This window comes from Larkinella humicola (assembly GCF_008727875.1).
Lineage (GTDB): Bacteria > Bacteroidota > Bacteroidia > Cytophagales > Spirosomataceae > Larkinella > Larkinella humicola.
In genome coordinates this window covers 656,872-672,239 of the sequence record NZ_VTWS01000002.1, presented here as the reverse complement: position 1 = coordinate 672,239, position 15,368 = coordinate 656,872, and the positions used below count along the sequence as shown (strand labels likewise).

13 protein-coding genes are annotated in these 15,368 nt (G+C 52.8%); 12 read left to right on the top strand and 1 reads right to left on the bottom strand.

Features of this window, described 5'->3' with window-relative positions:
* Window positions 1–213 precede the first annotated feature (213 nt).
* The 4 genes from F0P93_RS10675 (at window position 214) to F0P93_RS10660 (ending at window position 4,302) form a co-directional block, all read left to right on the top strand.
* Window positions 214–1,527 carry an aminotransferase class V-fold PLP-dependent enzyme gene (locus F0P93_RS10675; RefSeq protein WP_225309443.1) on the top strand — a complete coding sequence of 438 codons (1,314 nt, stop codon included), beginning with the start codon at window positions 214–216 and terminating at the stop codon, window positions 1,525–1,527.
* Window positions 1,528–1,580: 53 nt separating this feature from the next.
* Window positions 1,581–1,964, top strand: a complete 384-nt coding sequence (locus F0P93_RS10670) for a hypothetical protein (protein ID WP_150876329.1) — start codon at window positions 1,581–1,583, stop codon at window positions 1,962–1,964.
* 112 nt (window positions 1,965–2,076) lie between these two features.
* Window positions 2,077–3,612: a sensor histidine kinase gene (locus tag F0P93_RS10665; protein ID WP_150876328.1), complete on the top strand. Its 1,536-nt coding sequence runs from the start codon at window positions 2,077–2,079 to the stop codon at window positions 3,610–3,612.
* Window positions 3,613–4,302 carry a LytR/AlgR family response regulator transcription factor gene (locus tag F0P93_RS10660; RefSeq protein WP_150876327.1) on the top strand — a complete coding sequence of 230 codons (690 nt, stop codon included), beginning with the start codon at window positions 3,613–3,615 and terminating at the stop codon, window positions 4,300–4,302. It abuts the gene before it with no gap.
* A gap of 143 nt (window positions 4,303–4,445) precedes the next feature.
* Here the strand turns inward: F0P93_RS10660 and F0P93_RS10655 are convergent, their stop codons facing one another.
* Entirely contained in the window at window positions 4,446–4,862 is a 417-nt protein-coding gene (locus F0P93_RS10655; protein ID WP_150876326.1) for an OsmC family protein, read from the bottom strand.
* Window positions 4,863–5,083: 221 nt separating this feature from the next.
* Between F0P93_RS10655 and F0P93_RS10650 the strand changes: the two genes are divergently transcribed.
* The 8 genes from F0P93_RS10650 to F0P93_RS10615 all read left to right on the top strand — a co-directional run bounded on the left by F0P93_RS10650 (window position 5,084) and on the right by F0P93_RS10615 (window position 15,351).
* Window positions 5,084–5,806: a hypothetical protein gene (locus tag F0P93_RS10650; RefSeq protein WP_225309442.1), complete on the top strand. Its 723-nt coding sequence runs from the start codon at window positions 5,084–5,086 to the stop codon at window positions 5,804–5,806.
* A gap of 128 nt (window positions 5,807–5,934) precedes the next feature.
* The gene (gene lipA / locus F0P93_RS10645; protein WP_150876324.1) at window positions 5,935–6,813 is read left to right on the top strand and encodes a lipoyl synthase; all 879 of its coding nucleotides are present in this window, start codon (window positions 5,935–5,937) and stop codon (window positions 6,811–6,813) included.
* Window positions 6,814–6,922: 109 nt separating this feature from the next.
* Window positions 6,923–8,083 (top strand): lycopene cyclase family protein, encoded by a 1,161-nt coding sequence (locus tag F0P93_RS10640; RefSeq protein ID WP_150876323.1) that lies wholly within the window; start codon window positions 6,923–6,925, stop codon window positions 8,081–8,083.
* A gap of 313 nt (window positions 8,084–8,396) precedes the next feature.
* Window positions 8,397–10,934 carry a DUF7133 domain-containing protein gene (locus F0P93_RS10635; protein ID WP_150876322.1) on the top strand — a complete coding sequence of 846 codons (2,538 nt, stop codon included), beginning with the start codon at window positions 8,397–8,399 and terminating at the stop codon, window positions 10,932–10,934.
* Window positions 10,935–10,985: 51 nt separating this feature from the next.
* On the top strand, window positions 10,986–12,044 hold the full coding sequence (locus tag F0P93_RS10630) for a sugar phosphate isomerase/epimerase family protein (RefSeq protein ID WP_150876321.1): 1,059 nt from the start codon (window positions 10,986–10,988) through the stop codon (window positions 12,042–12,044).
* 142 nt (window positions 12,045–12,186) lie between these two features.
* The gene (locus tag F0P93_RS10625) at window positions 12,187–12,972 is read left to right on the top strand and encodes an SDR family NAD(P)-dependent oxidoreductase (protein ID WP_150876320.1); all 786 of its coding nucleotides are present in this window, start codon (window positions 12,187–12,189) and stop codon (window positions 12,970–12,972) included.
* A gap of 176 nt (window positions 12,973–13,148) precedes the next feature.
* Entirely contained in the window at window positions 13,149–14,441 is a 1,293-nt protein-coding gene (locus tag F0P93_RS10620) for an MFS transporter (RefSeq protein WP_150876319.1), read from the top strand.
* A 139-nt stretch (window positions 14,442–14,580) separates the two neighbouring features.
* The gene (locus F0P93_RS10615) at window positions 14,581–15,351 is read left to right on the top strand and encodes an SDR family NAD(P)-dependent oxidoreductase (RefSeq protein WP_150876318.1); all 771 of its coding nucleotides are present in this window, start codon (window positions 14,581–14,583) and stop codon (window positions 15,349–15,351) included.
* Window positions 15,352–15,368: the final 17 nt, after the last annotated feature.

The window sequence follows — 15,368 nt, the reverse complement described above, 5'->3', positions numbered from 1 at the left end:
ACTACGCAATTTGAAAATCGCGTAGTTTCCACATCCCCTCTGCCGGAAGTGCGTAGTTACCCTTTCATCATTGATTGTATACTATTTGATCGACACATGCGGAAGAAAAGTAGACATTATGGGGATTTAGTTTGATATTCTTTGGTGTAAATGCGAAAATGGCAATTTTATTTATACCTTGTGGTTCAAACGCCATATTCCCTCCTGACCACAGTGTCTACCCGCCGTACCTTCTTCCGCCAACTGGGCGCAGCAGCCGCTACGCCCCTCGTTTTACCTGATTTCCTGACTGAATCGACCCGCACGGCTTTTCAGCGACTTCAAAAACCGGGAAGCCCGCAGCAGATTGCGCAGGACGAAGACTACTGGTCGTGGATCAAAGCCGAGTATACGGTTTCGCCCAACATTCTGAACCTGAACAATGGCGGGGTCAGTCCGCAGCCAAAAACGGTTCAGGACGCCCACATCCGGTTTTATCAGTATTGCAACGAAGCCCCCAGCTATTACATGTGGCGGATTCTGGATCAGGGGCGGGAGTCGCTGCGGGCCAAACTGGCCGATCTGGCGGGTTGCTCACCGGACGAACTGGCCATCAACCGCAATGCGACGGAAGGCCTGAACACGATCATTTTCGGGCTGACGCTGAAACCGGGCGACGAGGTGGTGCTGGCAAAGCAGGATTATCCGAACATGATGAATGCCTGGAAACAGCGGGAAAAACGCGATGGCATCAAACTCGTCTGGCTCGACCTGAAACTGCCTTCCGAAAACGATGAGGACCTGGTGCGGCAATACGCCGGCGCCATTACCAGCAAAACCAAAGTGGTTCACGTCACCCACGTCGTCAACTGGACCGGGCAGATCATGCCGGTTCGGAAGATTGCAGATCTGGCGCACAAGCAGGGCATTGAAGTCATTTGCGACGGCGCCCACAGCTTTGCCCACCTCGACTACAAAATCCCGGAACTGGGCTGCGATTATTACGCGACCAGCCTGCACAAATGGCTCAGTGCGCCTTTCGGCAGCGGTATGATGTATATTCAGAAGGAGAAAATCAAAAACGTCTGGGCGTTGCTGTCCAGTCCTGAACCCGACGGGCCGGACATCCGGAAATTCGAGTCGCTCGGAACGCGTTCGTTTGCCGCCGAAATGGCCATAGGCACGGCGGTCGATTTTCAACTGGGCATCGGAGCGGCCCGGAAATTTGCGCGTTTGCATTACCTGAAAAACTACTGGGCCGAAAAAGTAAAGGATATTTCCGGCGTCAAATTATTCACCTCGCTCAAACCGGAATTTGCCGGTGCGCTGGCCGTTGTCGGCATCAGCGGAATGGCTGGTCCCGAACTGGAGAAACAGCTTCTGGAAACGTACAAAATCCATACGGTACCCATTATCCTCGGACCCGTCGACGGAGTTCGCGTGACGCCCCACGTCTACACATCGCCCAAAGACCTCGATCGGCTGGTGGTGGCCATTACCGAACTGGCGGGAAAACAAAATCTGGCAACGAAACAAAAGAAGAGCTGATCCGCTATCTTTGTCGGTGGTATTGCTTTGGTGTAGCAAGTAACTAAACCGCCATGATGAGGATTTTAAGCACACTGCTTTTTTTGTTTGTACTCACGACAAAGACAGCGGCACAACTGATGGTCAACCGGGTCGATGTCAATAGCCTGGATGTTCAATATTGTCAGTTGGTTTGTGTACATCGTACCGGGATGACCAAAGACAAAATCGACATCTATATTGATTACGGGCAAGTTAATTTCCAGCGAAGTGCCTATTGGGAACTTCGCCAGATCGATTCATTAGGTAAGTATACTGAGCGTTTCGGTACGATTATGCAAGCCGTTAACTATGTCGCAAAAAACGGATGGGAGGTGGTTTCATTCCAGGTAATGCATGACCCTGGCGATTCATACAAACAATTCATCTATTTAATGCGGAAGAAGCAGCGACAGTAAGCTGGTATCTTCCTGACTCTTCCCCTCTTTGGCCCATTTTTGTGTCAGTTCACCCCAATTCTCCCACGCATTGCCATTCCCGGCCTAGTTTTGTTGAAAAAACAGATCAGTTATGCGGGAATTAGTGGGTTTCCGACGCTTTGAGTTGTGGTTCGCCGGGGGAGCGACCTTCATTTACGTCGTCCGAAGGCTTTTGGAAGAAGCAAACCGGATTGACGGAATGATTGAGGTGGTTGAACAAAACCGGGTCTCTTCGGCGACCATCTGGCGGGATCTGGCGGGGTACAACCACATCCTCAACAACAATTTCCCGCTGATTGCCGGTGCTCTGCTTTTTCTGATCGCCTGGTACGTTTTTCATTACCTCACCCTCCCGAACTGGAACAGCAAAGAAGATGATGAGAAAATCCGGTTGTATGCCGGCCTGAGTGTTTTACTGGTTGTGAGCAGCGTGGCTATTTATTACGTTGCCAAACTTCAGGTGCATTACCGGCAGAACGAAGTGGGGACCACGATCGGCCTGAAAGTGTATTCCTTATACCGGAAACGGAATGTGCTGGCCGATGCCATCGGCATGGGGATTTTCCTCGTTGGGTATGAATTGCTCTGCCAGTTGGGGTATTACCTGCATCGAAAAGCCCGCCAGGATTTTCGTTTTATCAGTTATCTGGTCTGGGTGCCGTTATATTCCTTCCTGACGGTTTTTGTTCTGGGAGGAAACCTCCCCGAAAAACTCTGGCAAAGTCCGGTTTTCGAAATACTGCTTCTGCTGGCCATCCCGATCCAGGTGTATATTCTACAGGCCTATATCTATACGTCGCTGTTGCCGTATATCCGGAGCTTTCGCACGACTGAGTTTCTGGGCCGTTTACTGGCCGGTTTGCTGATCTGGTTTCTGCTCAGTGCGATGCTCTGGGGCGCCCGCACCTATTTCAGATTTCCCAATTCAGGGCTGAACAATACGTTGTCGATACTGACGCTTTTTTGCGCGGTCATCATTGCTCTGCTGCGCCGGACTTCGGTTAAAGAAAAGGTCGCGTTGCAAACCCAGGTTTCCCACACCTCCGCTGAGCTGGCCGGCCTGCAATCCCAGATCAATCCGCATTTTTTGTTCAACGCGCTCAACAGCTTGTATGCCACGGCTTTGAAAGAAAACAGTGAAAAAACCGCCGACGGGATTCAGAAGCTGGGCGATATGATGCGGTTTATGTTGCAGGAAAACAACCGGGATCGGATTTCGCTGGAAAAAGAGGTGGAATATTTGCGTAATTACATCGAGCTCCAGCGGATGCGGCTGGACGAATCGCACGGAATCGAAATTCGGGTAACCATTCAGGAACCGGATCGGGACATATCCATTGCGCCGATGATGCTGATTCCGTTCGTTGAAAATGCCTTCAAACACGGGATTAGTCTGCGCAAATCATCCTGGATTTTTGTTACCTTGACCCTCGATCACACAACAATTTACTTTAAAGTCCACAATTCACGCCATCCGGGGCTGGTCAACGACCCGGAAAGAGAGCATACCGGCATTGGCCTGGAAAACGTCAGCAAACGGCTGGAGCTGATTTATCCCAGACGGCATACGCTGGCGATTCAGGCGTCGGAACAGGATTATTTTGTCGCTTTAACGATTCGCTATTGAATGTTAACCGCCATTGCCATCGACGACGAACCGCAGGCTTTGGAAGTCGTCCGGCTGCATGCCGCCAAAGTGCCATTTCTCGATTTAAAAGCGAGTTTTACGGATGCGTTTGAAGCAATTCCGTATCTCCAAAAAAACAAAATCGACCTGATCTTTCTGGATATCAAAATGCCCGATATTTCGGGGATCGAGTTTGTTCGCTGCCTGCAAACCGTGCCGATGGTGGTTTTTACCACGGCTTATTCCGACTACGCCGTTCAGGGCTTTGAACTGGATGCCATCGACTATCTGCTGAAACCGTTTCCGTTGGCCCGTTTCCTGAAAGCCTGCAATAAAGCACTGGATTACAAGAATTTGCGGGATAGTGAGGCCGAAGAATTTATTTTTGTCAAAACCGGCTACGAAGAAGAAAAGGTCTGGCTGGATGATATTTTATACCTGGAATCCGACGGAAACTATGTAACGTTCGTCCTGAAAAACCGCAAGGTTCTGAGCCGCCAGACCCTGTCGGATATTCCGCGAATTTTGCCGGAAAGTCAATTTGTCCGCGTACACCGATCCTACAGTATTTCGCTCCGAAAAATCGAGAAAATTGCCCGGAACGAAATCACCATCGCCGGTTTTAAAATTCCCGTTGGCGCTTCCTATGAAGATAAACTAGCGGAAATTAAAGCCCGGCTTTTGAAATAGAATCTGTTTCGAAAGTCGAAGGAATGATAAATGTAAAATGATGAACGCTAAATGTAAAAGTGTTTGGAACGCGCCAGCCCACTTTTACATTTAGCGTTCATCATTTTACATTTATCATTCTCTTTTAAAACACCAACACTTTTTCATTCTTTCCAATCAAACCGGATCACCTGCTCCAGATCCGGGTGCAGGCTGAGGGCAACGGGGCAGGTGTGGGCGGTATGCTCCATTTTGGCCCGAAACGCTTCCGTATGCGCTTCCGATGGCGGCATCATGATGTCGACTTCAATGCGGACAATCCGCCGGGGAGCGTCCTTCGACATCACTTTCGTAATCGACAATTCGCCGTTGGTCAGTTCGATGCCGTCGCGCCGGGCCACAATTCCCATCGTAGTGATGATGCAGCTTCCCAGTGAGGTCGCCGTCAGGTCGGTCGGTGAAAAGGCTTCACCTTTGCCGGTATTGTCGGTGGGGGCATCGGTCAGAATTCGGGTGCCGGACTGGAGGTGAACCGCTTCCGTCCGCAAGTCTCCTAAGTAGGTTGTTTGTACCGTGGGCATAATCCAAAAACTAAAATCCTGTTTGTGTACAACTATAAATTGAAAAATATAAATTGCTTCACGCAACCATCCAATGACTCAGACCGTTACTCAATAGAACGAGGGAGTTACAAGAGACGTGTTGGTTGATGCAGACGATAATTTCGTAGTGTCAAAGTAAACTGTTATTTTTATCCTTACAAAAGTTTTCCATTACGACCGTGTCACGAGTTTTACCGATAGTGTCCATCTTAGGTCTGCTGCTCACCGTTTGCAGTGTGCAGGCTCAGACCGCCGATACCGACGAGGATAAGTATACGACCGTTACTACGTACGGCGTAACGACCAATACGAACTCCGGTATTTTAGGCGGTTTTGTTTTCCGGCATTCGAAAGCGTTGCCGAATCTGTTTCAGGGAAAGCGGCAGTTTCGGTATATGGCCCTGGAAATTGTCAATGTGAAGCATCCGAAAGAAGTGCAGTCGCAGACGCCGTATTCGGGAGCGCGGTATGTGTATAACAAGCAGAATTATCTCTTTGTCGTTCGGCCGCAGTACGGGCGTGAAATATCGCTCTTTACCCGGACCGCTGACGAAGGCATTGCCATCAACGGTATTCTGGCGGTTGGTCCGTCGATCGGTGTTATCAAACCGTACTACGTCCAGTATACCACCAGCCCGGGGCATGTGGATACGCGCCCGTTCGATCCCAGTTTGCAACCCGAACTGATTGTGGGTGCCGGGAGTTTCTTTCAGGGGTTTGACAAGTCGAAACTGACCTTTGGCCTGAATTTTAAAGCCGCCGTGGCTTTTGAACTGAGCGCGTTTCGGAACAACATGACGGGTTTGGAAATCGGTTTTCTGGCCGAAGCATTCCCCAAAGAGGTGGTGATTATGAATGACACCAACAACCGCAGCGTGTATACTTCCGGGTTCGTAACGCTGTTTTTTGGTAACAAGCGATAAATTGCCCCCAGTCCCTAAAGGGGAGCAAAAGTTCGTTATTTTAAAGCCCCCTTTAGGGGGTTAGGGGCAGTTGAGCGAACTTTACTGCCCGAAAATTCCTTGTGTAAAAAACAGGATTGAGGTTTGCCATGATTGAACTTCCCGTAATTCCCTCCGAAACACAACGAAAGAAACGCCCCGACTGGCTGCGGGTGAAATTGCCCATTGGCCCGGAATATGCCAAAGTCCGCAAATTAGTCGATACGTATAAACTGCATACCATTTGTGAAAGCGGTAATTGCCCAAACATGGGCGAATGCTGGGGGGCTGGCACGGCCACTTTCATGATTTTGGGCAACGTCTGCACGCGGAGCTGTACGTTCTGCGCCGTGGCAACGGGTCGCCCGAACGAATACGATACCGACGAGCCCCGCCGGGTGGCCGAGGCCATTCTGCTGATGAAAGTTAAACACGCTGTTCTGACGTCGGTGAACCGCGACGAACTGAAAGACCGGGGTGCCGAAATCTGGTACCAGACCGTGCGGGCCGTGAAAGACGTGTCGCCCACGACCACCATCGAAACGCTCATTCCGGATACCAAAGGCAACTGGGATGCGCTGATCCGCATGATTGAAGCCGGGCAGGAAGTGGTTTCACACAATATGGAAACCGTCGAGCGCCTGTATCGTCGTGTGCGTCCTCAGGCCCGGTACGAACGCAGCCTGGAACAAATCCGCCGGACGAAAGACTTTGGTCAGCGGACCAAATCGGGCATTATGCTGGGGCTGGGCGAAACCGTCGACGAAGTGCTGAAGGCGATGGACGATCTGGTCGAACACGGACTGGACATTCTGACGCTGGGTCAGTATCTGCAACCGACCAAAATGCACCACGAAGTGATCGAATGGATTCACCCCGACACGTTTGCAATGTACCGGGAGGAAGGCCTGAAACGCGGGTTGAAATACGTCGAATCCGGGCCTTTGGTCCGTTCGTCCTACCATGCCGAGCGGCATGTGAACGTCTGATCCCGTATAATTGGATTAAAAAGAAGAGGGAGGAGTGGAAAAGAGGTTTTTAAAGCCTTTTTCCGCTCCTCCCTTTTTCCTTAGCTCCTTTTTTGCTTTCTTGTTCAGAATGAAAAAATACGACTTCATCATCGCGGGGGGCGGAATGGCTGGGTTAAGCCTGGCGTATTACCTGAGCCTGTCGTCCCTCCGCGACCGTTCCATCCTGATTCTTGACAAAGAAACCAAACACCGGAACGACCGGACGTGGTGTTTCTGGGAAGATCAGGAGGGGCCGTTTGAGTCGATTTTATTTCGAAAATGGGACACCGTCGAGTTTTTCGGGACCACCTTCAACGGGATGCTCGATATGGGGGCCTACCAGTATAAAATGCTGCGCGGCATTGATTTCTACACGTTTATGAAGAATCACCTCGCGCAGTTTCCGTCCATCGAGTTTCGGCAGGTGACCGTCAACCGGGTTAAGGACACGCCCCAGGGCGGTTTTGTGATTGCCGACGACGAACCCTACATTGCCGACTACGTGTTCGACAGCACCCATTTGCTGAAACTGAACCGCCCCGAAAACCACAACCTGTGGCAACATTTCAAAGGCTGGACGATAACCGCCGAAAAACCGTGTTTCGATGCCGACAAGCCCTGCATGATGGATTTCCGGGTGGATCAGCACGGCGATTGCCGGTTTTTGTACGTGCTTCCCTTTGATGACCGGACCGCGCTGGTCGAATACACGATTTTCAACGACCGGCTGTTGTCGGACGAACAGTACGAAAATGCACTTCTTGGTTACATCGACCGGTTTATCGATACGGGAAGTTACGCGGTTCAGGAAACGGAATTTGGCATCATCCCAATGTCCGACGAGCCGACTACCGAACGCCCGGGCAAGCACGTCATTCGGATCGGGACGGCGGGTGGCTACACGAAACCATCGACTGGCTACACCTTTCAGCGAACGCAGCGGTATTTGCGTGAAATTGTTCAGAATCTGGCGGCAAACGGCAAACCCAAACGCAGTAAGCCGTGGCTACGGCGCGTTTTCAAACGGTTTCTGGACAGTGTGCTGCTGAATGTGCTGCAACACCGCCGTCATCCGGCCGACGATGTGTTCACCCGCCTGTACCAGCGCAACCCGCCCGCGCAGATTTTCCGGTTTCTGGATGAAGACACGACATTTGCCGAAGATCTTAAAATCATGACTACCGTTCCGCTGGGAGCTTTCACAGTGGCGGCTTTCGATGTGATTCGCAAGCGCGTTTTCCGGGTTTAACCTGACCGCAACCGATTGCCGTAAGGCACACGACGATTCGCATCAGCAAACAGGGTTGTGTACCTCACGGCACACGGTTGGGCAGAATTGCCTTGACCTACCGACGTTGCAATGTTACATCACTATGGGATAGATTGTGCCATCACGACATCTACTTCTATACCAATGCCGGGATGGCACTTGGTTGCAATGGAACGGCAATCCTGTCAACAATCTTCCTGAAAAACGGATAAAAGGTACTGATTGCACCAAAACTGATGAGTAGTATTTTACTAAAAATTCTTTATTATGTAATAATGACAAAAAGCGTCTCATGGTTAAGCGCGTCAACTACCTTTACCTGATCGGTGCCGGGCTGCTGGGCCTGTTGGGTTTTATAACGACCCGGGAGGAGTCTCCGTCGCCGGTTCGAACACCCGCCGAAGAGTTAGCGACTTTTCAGGTTGAGCCGGGGTTAAAGGTTCAACTGGTGGCGTCGGAACCGATGGTTCAGGACCCGGTTGTGATTACCTTCGATGCAGACGGTCGGCTCTGGGTAGTCGAAATGCGGGGATTCATGCCCAACATGGACGGCACCGGCGAAGAAAAACCGGTGGGCCGCATTTCGGTATTGGAAGATACGAACGGCGACGGGCAGGTGGACGTCAGTACAGTCTACCTCGACAGTCTGGTCATGCCCCGGGCGCTGGCACTGGTTCCGGGGGGCGCTTTGGTGGTTGAAAGTGGCGCCCTGTGGATGACCAGCGACCGCAATGGCGACCTGAAAGCCGATACAAAAACGCTGATCGACCCGACCTATGCCGCCAACGGTTTGCCCGAACACGCCGGAAATGGCCTCTGGCGCAGCATGGACAACTGGTATTACAATGCCAAATCGCGCCTTCGCTACCGGCTGAACGACGGAAAATGGGAGCGGGACAGCACGGAATTTCGGGGGCAGTGGGGCATCAGTCACGACGATGAAGGCCGACTCTATTACAACTACAACTGGTCGCAACTCCACGCCGATCTGGTGCCGCCCAATTACCTTTCCCGCAATAAAAACCACACGCCAACCACCGGCATCGACCACGGCCTGACCATCGACCGCCGGGTGTATCCGATCCGGCCGACACCGGCGGTAAACCGGGGTTACATTCCCGGAACGTTGAATAAAGAAGGTCGACTGCTGGAATTTACGGCGGCCTGTTCACCCCTGGTCTACCGGGGAACGGCTTTGCCAGGCCCTTATTACGGCAATGTTTTTGTCTGCGAACCCGCGGGCAATCTGATCAAACGCAACGTCGCCGAAGACAATGGGCTGCTGATAACGGCGCAGGACCCCAATCCGGGCCGCGAGTTTCTGGCTTCGACCGACGAACGTTTTCGGCCGGTTCATCAGGCAACGGGTCCCGACGGCGCGCTGTACGTAGCGGATATGTACCGGGGTCTGGTGCAGCACAAGGCGTATGTAACCCCTTATTTGCGGGAACAGACGATCAAGCGGGGGCTGGTGATGCCGATCAATCGGGGGCGAATCTGGCGGATTGTACCGGAAAACTGGAAACCGACCAAACCCGTTAAACTGTCGAAGGCAGCCTCCAAGGACCTCATTCGCGAACTGTCGAGCCCCGATGGCTGGCACCGGGATATGGCGCAGCGGCTGCTTGTGGAGCGCAATGACAAAACCGTGCGGCAACCACTTACCGAGGTGGTGCTGAAAGGCAAAAGCCAACTGGGGCGGTTTCACGCGTTATGGACGCTGGATGGCTTGAAACTGAGCAACCCGGAACTGCTATTGAGTCTGCTGGCGGACCCCAACACGCTGGTCAAAACCACCGCATTGCGGCTGCTGGAACCGATGGTCCAAACAAACCCGGCGGTTCGGGCCAAACTGGAAGCGCAACTGCTGAGAGCCTGGGAAAAAGCTCCCATCGAGCAGGTGCTTCAAATGACCTTTACGGCGGGCGTTCTCTCACCGAATGCGTCTCATCAACTTCTGGCCGGGATTGTAAATCGGTATGGCCATACCGCCCTGATTCGGGATGCCGCCCTCAGCAGTCTTCAGAATCAGGAGTTTGCGTTTTTGCAAAGCCTGATGAAATCGCCCCAGTGGCAGGCGCATGAACCTTCGAAGGAGATTTTTCTGGAAATGCTGACCACATCGATTGTTCGAAAACGGAATCCGGCTGAACTCGCCGACCTGTTGAACCAACTGGATCGGGAGTCGCTGGGATGGCAGGAAAAAGCCGTCCTCACCAGCTTGTCGATTCAGGGTAATACCACCAAAAAACCGATTTGGCTTGAAACCGCCCCCACACTGCTGACCCATTCCAACACGAAAATCGAGCCGTTCCGTCTGGAAGGGTTAAACCTCCTTTTTGAATGGCCCGGACACACCGCTGTCAAGAGCAGCGTGACCAAAAAGAACCCCTTGAGCGATGAGGAGCAGAAACTGTTTGCGTCGGGACGGCAACTGTATCTGAGTACCTGCTCGGGTTGTCACGGCACGGACGGAGCCGGCCTGAACCGGTTTGGACCTCCGCTCGTGGGCTCGGATTGGGTGTTGGGCGATGAAAAACGACTGGCATTGATTCTGTTGCACGGCATGGAAGGGCCGGTGGAAGTGGGTAAAAAGGTGTACAATGCGCCGGAGATTCTGCCGGTGATGCCCGCCCACTCCACGATGGATGATGCCTCGATCACGTCCATTTTGATGTACATCCGCAATGAATGGGGGAACAACGCCGGGCCGATTGGCCGGAGAACCGTCGGGATGACCCGCATTACGTCGCAGGGACGCGTTATGCCCTGGACCGCCAAAGAATTGAACAGCTATATGCTGGAAGCCAAAGCCGCGGGCGGGAAGTAAATTCGCCCGAAAGCAATACTGAATACAGACTATTCCAAACCCGTAATCCGAATGGACAGACGTGACTTTATACAAAAGGCGACCCTGGGTGCCCTGGCGATCTCGTTGCCTAAAATGCCCGCATTCCTGAAAGACGTGCCGATGGGCGTGGTCGTCCATTCCTACGGAAGTCGCTGGAATTCAAAGGTCGAAAGCAAAAAATACCCCGGTTTTACGAGCGCAATTGAATTGATCGATCACTGCAGGGAAATTGGCGCGGGCGGGGTTCAGACGGTGGTCAAAGACTGGTCGGCCGAGTTTGCCAAAAAAGTGCGTTTGGAACGGGAGAAAACGGGCCTGTATCTGGAAGGGTCCATCGGGTTACCCAAAAAAGCGGAACAGGTAGCGGCTTTTGAGCAGGATGTGATCAACGCGAAAGAAGCGGGTGCGACGGTTTTGCGGACGGTTTGCTCGAGCGGTCGGCGGTATGAAACCTACCATTCCAACGAAGAGTGGCAGGCGTTGAAGAAAAACGCGCTGGTTTCGCTGCAACTGTCGGAGCCCGTTCTGCGCAAACACAAAGTCAAACTGGCGGTTGAAAACCACAAGGACTGGCGGGCCGACGAACTGGTAGCGATTCTAAAACAGATTGACAGTGAGTGGGTTGGTGTAACGCTGGACTTTGGCAACAGCATTGCCCTGCTGGAAGAACCGATGGAGGTGGTGCAAACGCTGGCTCCGTATGTGTTTACGACCCACGTCAAAGACATGGGCGTGGCCGAATACGCGGACGGTTTTCTGTTGTCGGAAGTACCGCTCGGCAGCGGCATGCTGGATTTGCAAAAAATGGTGGCCATCTGCAAAAAACACAACCCGGCGGTTACCTTTAACCTGGAAATGATCACCCGCGATCCGCTGGAAATACCGTGCCGGAAAGACGCCTATTGGGAAACGTTTGGCGGCATACCCCGAACGGATATGGACCGGACGCTGCGCATGGTCAAACAGCATACCTACAAACCGGCCCTTCCGAAGGTTTCCCAACTTTCTCCCGAAGAACGACTGGCGGTTGAGGAGAAAAACATCGTTTCCTGCCTTTCCTACAGTAGCAACAAGCTGGGGCTTAACTAGAGTTTACGGTTTACGGTTTTCGGTGCGGTTCCCCGCCGGGACTAACGCATGCTTGCTGGCGCGTTTTTGTTTCATGCGTCAGTCCCGGCGGGGAACCGCACCGAAAACTGTAAACCGAAAACTGTAAACCAATCAACCGATAATGAGTAAAGAAACATTACCTGGAATTAAGCAATTTGATTTGAGCGGGAAAGCCGCCATCATTACCGGAGGCTCCAAAGGGCTGGGATTCGCGATGGCGGCCGGGCTTGCTTCGGCGGGGGCGAATGTGATGCTGGTGAACCGGAATGCGGAAGAAGGGGCCAGAGCCGCTGAGGAACTGAGCCAGGATTTTGGGGTAAAAGCCCTCTCGTTCAGCGCCGATATTACGAGTCAGGAACAGACCGAAGCGATGGCCCAGGCCGCCATCGACGCTTTTGGCCGGATCGATATTCTGATCAACAGCGCCGGGATCAACATCCGCGGACCCATCGATGAGGTGACGCTGGAGGATTTCAGCAAGGTCATGACAGCGAATGTTACCGGCACCTGGCTATGCTGCCGGGCTGTGACGCCCTACATGAAAAAAGCCGGGCGGGGCAGCATCATCAACCTGGCCAGTACGCTGGGCGTGGTCGGCCTGGCAAACCGGACGCCGTATACATCGAGCAAAGGAGCCGTGGTGCAGATGACCCGCGCGCTGGCGCTGGAACTGGCGTCGCATCACATCACCGTCAATGCCATTTGCCCCGGACCGTTTCTGACCGATATGAATGTGCCGATTGCCGACACGGAAGAAGGCAAGAAGTTTGTTGTGGGTGCCACTGCACTGGGTCGCTGGGGTCATCTGCGCGAAATTCAGGGAGCCGCAATCTTCCTCGCCAGCGATGCCGCCACCTACATGGTCGGCTCCCTGCTCACCGTCGATGGCGGCTGGACGGCGAAATAGTTTAACGGTTTACGGTTTTTGGTATCCGGTTTACGGTGCGGTTCCCCGCCGGGACTGACGCAAGCTTGCCGACGCTTGAAACAGAAACGCACCAGCAAGTAGGCGTCAGTCCCGGCGGGGAACCGCACCGAAAACCGTATACCGAAAACGGAAAACCCCTAAACCCAAAACCGTAAATGGAACAAGTCATTGGCAAGGCGCCCAAAACCCGGGTACGATACGGGATGCTGGCACTCGTATTCATCAATGTCGTTATCAACTACTTAGACCGCAGTAACCTCTCGGTGGCTGCGGCTTCGCTGAGCAAAGACCTGGCCCTGTCTCCGGTCGAAATGGGGTATATTTTTTCCGCTTTTGGCTGGACCTACGCGGTGTTGCAAATTCCCGGCGGGCTGGTTGCCGACCGTTTCGGCCCCCGGATTTTGTACGCCTTCTGTCTCATTACCTGGTCGATATCCACTGTATTTCAGGGCTTTGCACGTGGCTTTGCCAGCCTGTTTGCGTTGCGGCTGGCCACCGGGGCGTTCGAAGCACCGTCGTATCCGATCAACAACCGGATCGTAACCAGTTGGTTTCCGGATAATGAGCGGGCGGCTGCAACGGCCATGTACGTTTCGGGCCAATTCATCGGCCTGGCGTTTCTGACGCCGGTTCTGGTAACGATTCAGTATTACGCGGGCTGGAAAGGGCTGTTCGTCATCACCGGGTTGGTCGGTTTGGTCTGGGGTGTTGTCTGGTACCTTTCCTACCGCGATCCGCTGGAGCACAAGGGCGTCAATGAGGCTGAACTGGCGTATATCGAAGAGGGGGGCGGTTTGTTCCGGGGAAAAAAAGCGGGAACGAAGCACACCAGTGTATGGAGTTGGGAAAACATTAAACTGGTGTTTCGGGGCCGCACGTTGTGGGGCGTCTATATCGCCCAATTTGCCGTGAATGCGACGCTCTGGTTTTTTCTGACCTGGTTTCCCACCTATCTGGTAAAATACCGGGGCCTGGATTTTATCAAATCCGGTTACCTGGCTTCCATTCCTTTTCTAGCCGCCTGCGCCGGGGTTTTATTGTCCGGCTTCCTGTCCGATAATCTGGTCAAAAAGGGCTGGTCGGTGAGCGCGGCCCGCAAAACGCCGATCATCGTCGGACTCATTTTATCGACCAGCATTGTGGGTGCCAACTACAGCACCGACACGGCCTACATCATTTTCTTCATGGCCTTTTCGTTTTTCGGAGCCGGTATGGCCCTGATTTCGTGGGTTTTCGTCTCTTTGTTGTCACCGAAACACTTGATTGGGTTAACGGGCGGTGTCTTCAATTTCATGGGCAATCTGGCGTCGATCATCGTTCCGATCGTCATCGGCTATCTGGCCAAAGACGGCGATTTCAAACCGGCTCTGGTCTTTATCGGCGCCCTGGGTCTGATCGGTGCCTGTTCGTATATTTTTCTGGTGGGGAAAATCGAGCGGAGGGGATAGAAAAGAATGATAAATGTAAAATGCTGAATGTAAAATGTAAAAGTTTTTCCAAACCGTCCCTTTTACATTTTACATTCAGCATTTTACATTTATCATTCCTGAAAAGTTTTGTTCTGGTTTACTTATTAATCCATTGCATATGAGTGATTTAGTATTTCCCGACCGCTACAAGGGCCAGGTGGCCATTGTTACCGGTGGCGCAGACGGCCTAGGAAAAGCCATTGCCCGGCGGCTGGGTGCGGAGGGCGCTTCCCTGGCCTTGTTCGACCGGAATGCGGTTTTGCTGGAACGAACGGCGGAGGAACTGACGGTGTCAGGTGTAGTTGTTCGGACGTATACCTTGGATATTTCGCAGGAAGAACAGGTCAAACGAGCCGTGGAGCAAGCCGTGGCGGATTTCGGGCAACTCGATGTCGTGGTGCATTCGGCGGGAATTGTTGGCCCAACCAGCACCAACATTACTGCCTACGCGACGGCTGATTTTGAAAAGCTGCTCGCCGTCAATCTGTTCGGGAGTTTCCTGATTACCAAATATACCGTCGGGCACATGGCCAGCCGACAGTATGGCCGGATTCTGCTCATTGCATCCATTGCCGGAAAAGAAGGCAACCCCGGCATGGTGGGCTATTCGGTCAGTAAAGCGGGCGTCATCGGGTTGGTGAAAGCCATTGCCAAGGAATACGCAACCGCCGGAATCACCGTCAACGGGCTGGCTCCGGCCGTGATCAGAACCGCCATGAACGCCGATACCGCTCCCGAACAACTGGCCTACATGACCGCCAGAATCCCGATGGGCCGTTTGGGTGAAACGGACGAGGTGGCGGCTATGGCCTGTTTCATCGTTTCTCCCGAAAATAGTTTTTCAACCGGTTTTATTTACGATATTTCGGGCGGCAGGGCAACGTATTGAGCAGGAAGAAACAAATC

Excerpts from the sequence above, each read along its gene's own strand:
- F0P93_RS10670 (WP_150876329.1), top strand. The coding sequence starts at position 1,581 with ATGATGAGGATTTTAAGCACACTGCTTTTTTTGTTTGTACTCACGACA.
- F0P93_RS10665 (WP_150876328.1), top strand. The coding sequence starts at position 2,077 with ATGCGGGAATTAGTGGGTTTCCGACGCTTTGAGTTGTGGTTCGCCGGG.
- F0P93_RS10660 (WP_150876327.1), top strand. The coding sequence starts at position 3,613 with ATGTTAACCGCCATTGCCATCGACGACGAACCGCAGGCTTTGGAAGTC.
- F0P93_RS10655 (WP_150876326.1), bottom strand. The coding sequence starts at position 4,862 with ATGCCCACGGTACAAACAACCTACTTAGGAGACTTGCGGACGGAAGCG.
- lipA (WP_150876324.1), top strand. The coding sequence starts at position 5,935 with ATGATTGAACTTCCCGTAATTCCCTCCGAAACACAACGAAAGAAACGC.
- F0P93_RS10640 (WP_150876323.1), top strand. The coding sequence starts at position 6,923 with ATGAAAAAATACGACTTCATCATCGCGGGGGGCGGAATGGCTGGGTTA.
- F0P93_RS10635 (WP_150876322.1), top strand. The coding sequence starts at position 8,397 with ATGGTTAAGCGCGTCAACTACCTTTACCTGATCGGTGCCGGGCTGCTG.
- F0P93_RS10630 (WP_150876321.1), top strand. The coding sequence starts at position 10,986 with ATGGACAGACGTGACTTTATACAAAAGGCGACCCTGGGTGCCCTGGCG.
- F0P93_RS10625 (WP_150876320.1), top strand. The coding sequence starts at position 12,187 with ATGAGTAAAGAAACATTACCTGGAATTAAGCAATTTGATTTGAGCGGG.
- F0P93_RS10620 (WP_150876319.1), top strand. The coding sequence starts at position 13,149 with ATGGAACAAGTCATTGGCAAGGCGCCCAAAACCCGGGTACGATACGGG.
- F0P93_RS10615 (WP_150876318.1), top strand. The coding sequence starts at position 14,581 with ATGAGTGATTTAGTATTTCCCGACCGCTACAAGGGCCAGGTGGCCATT.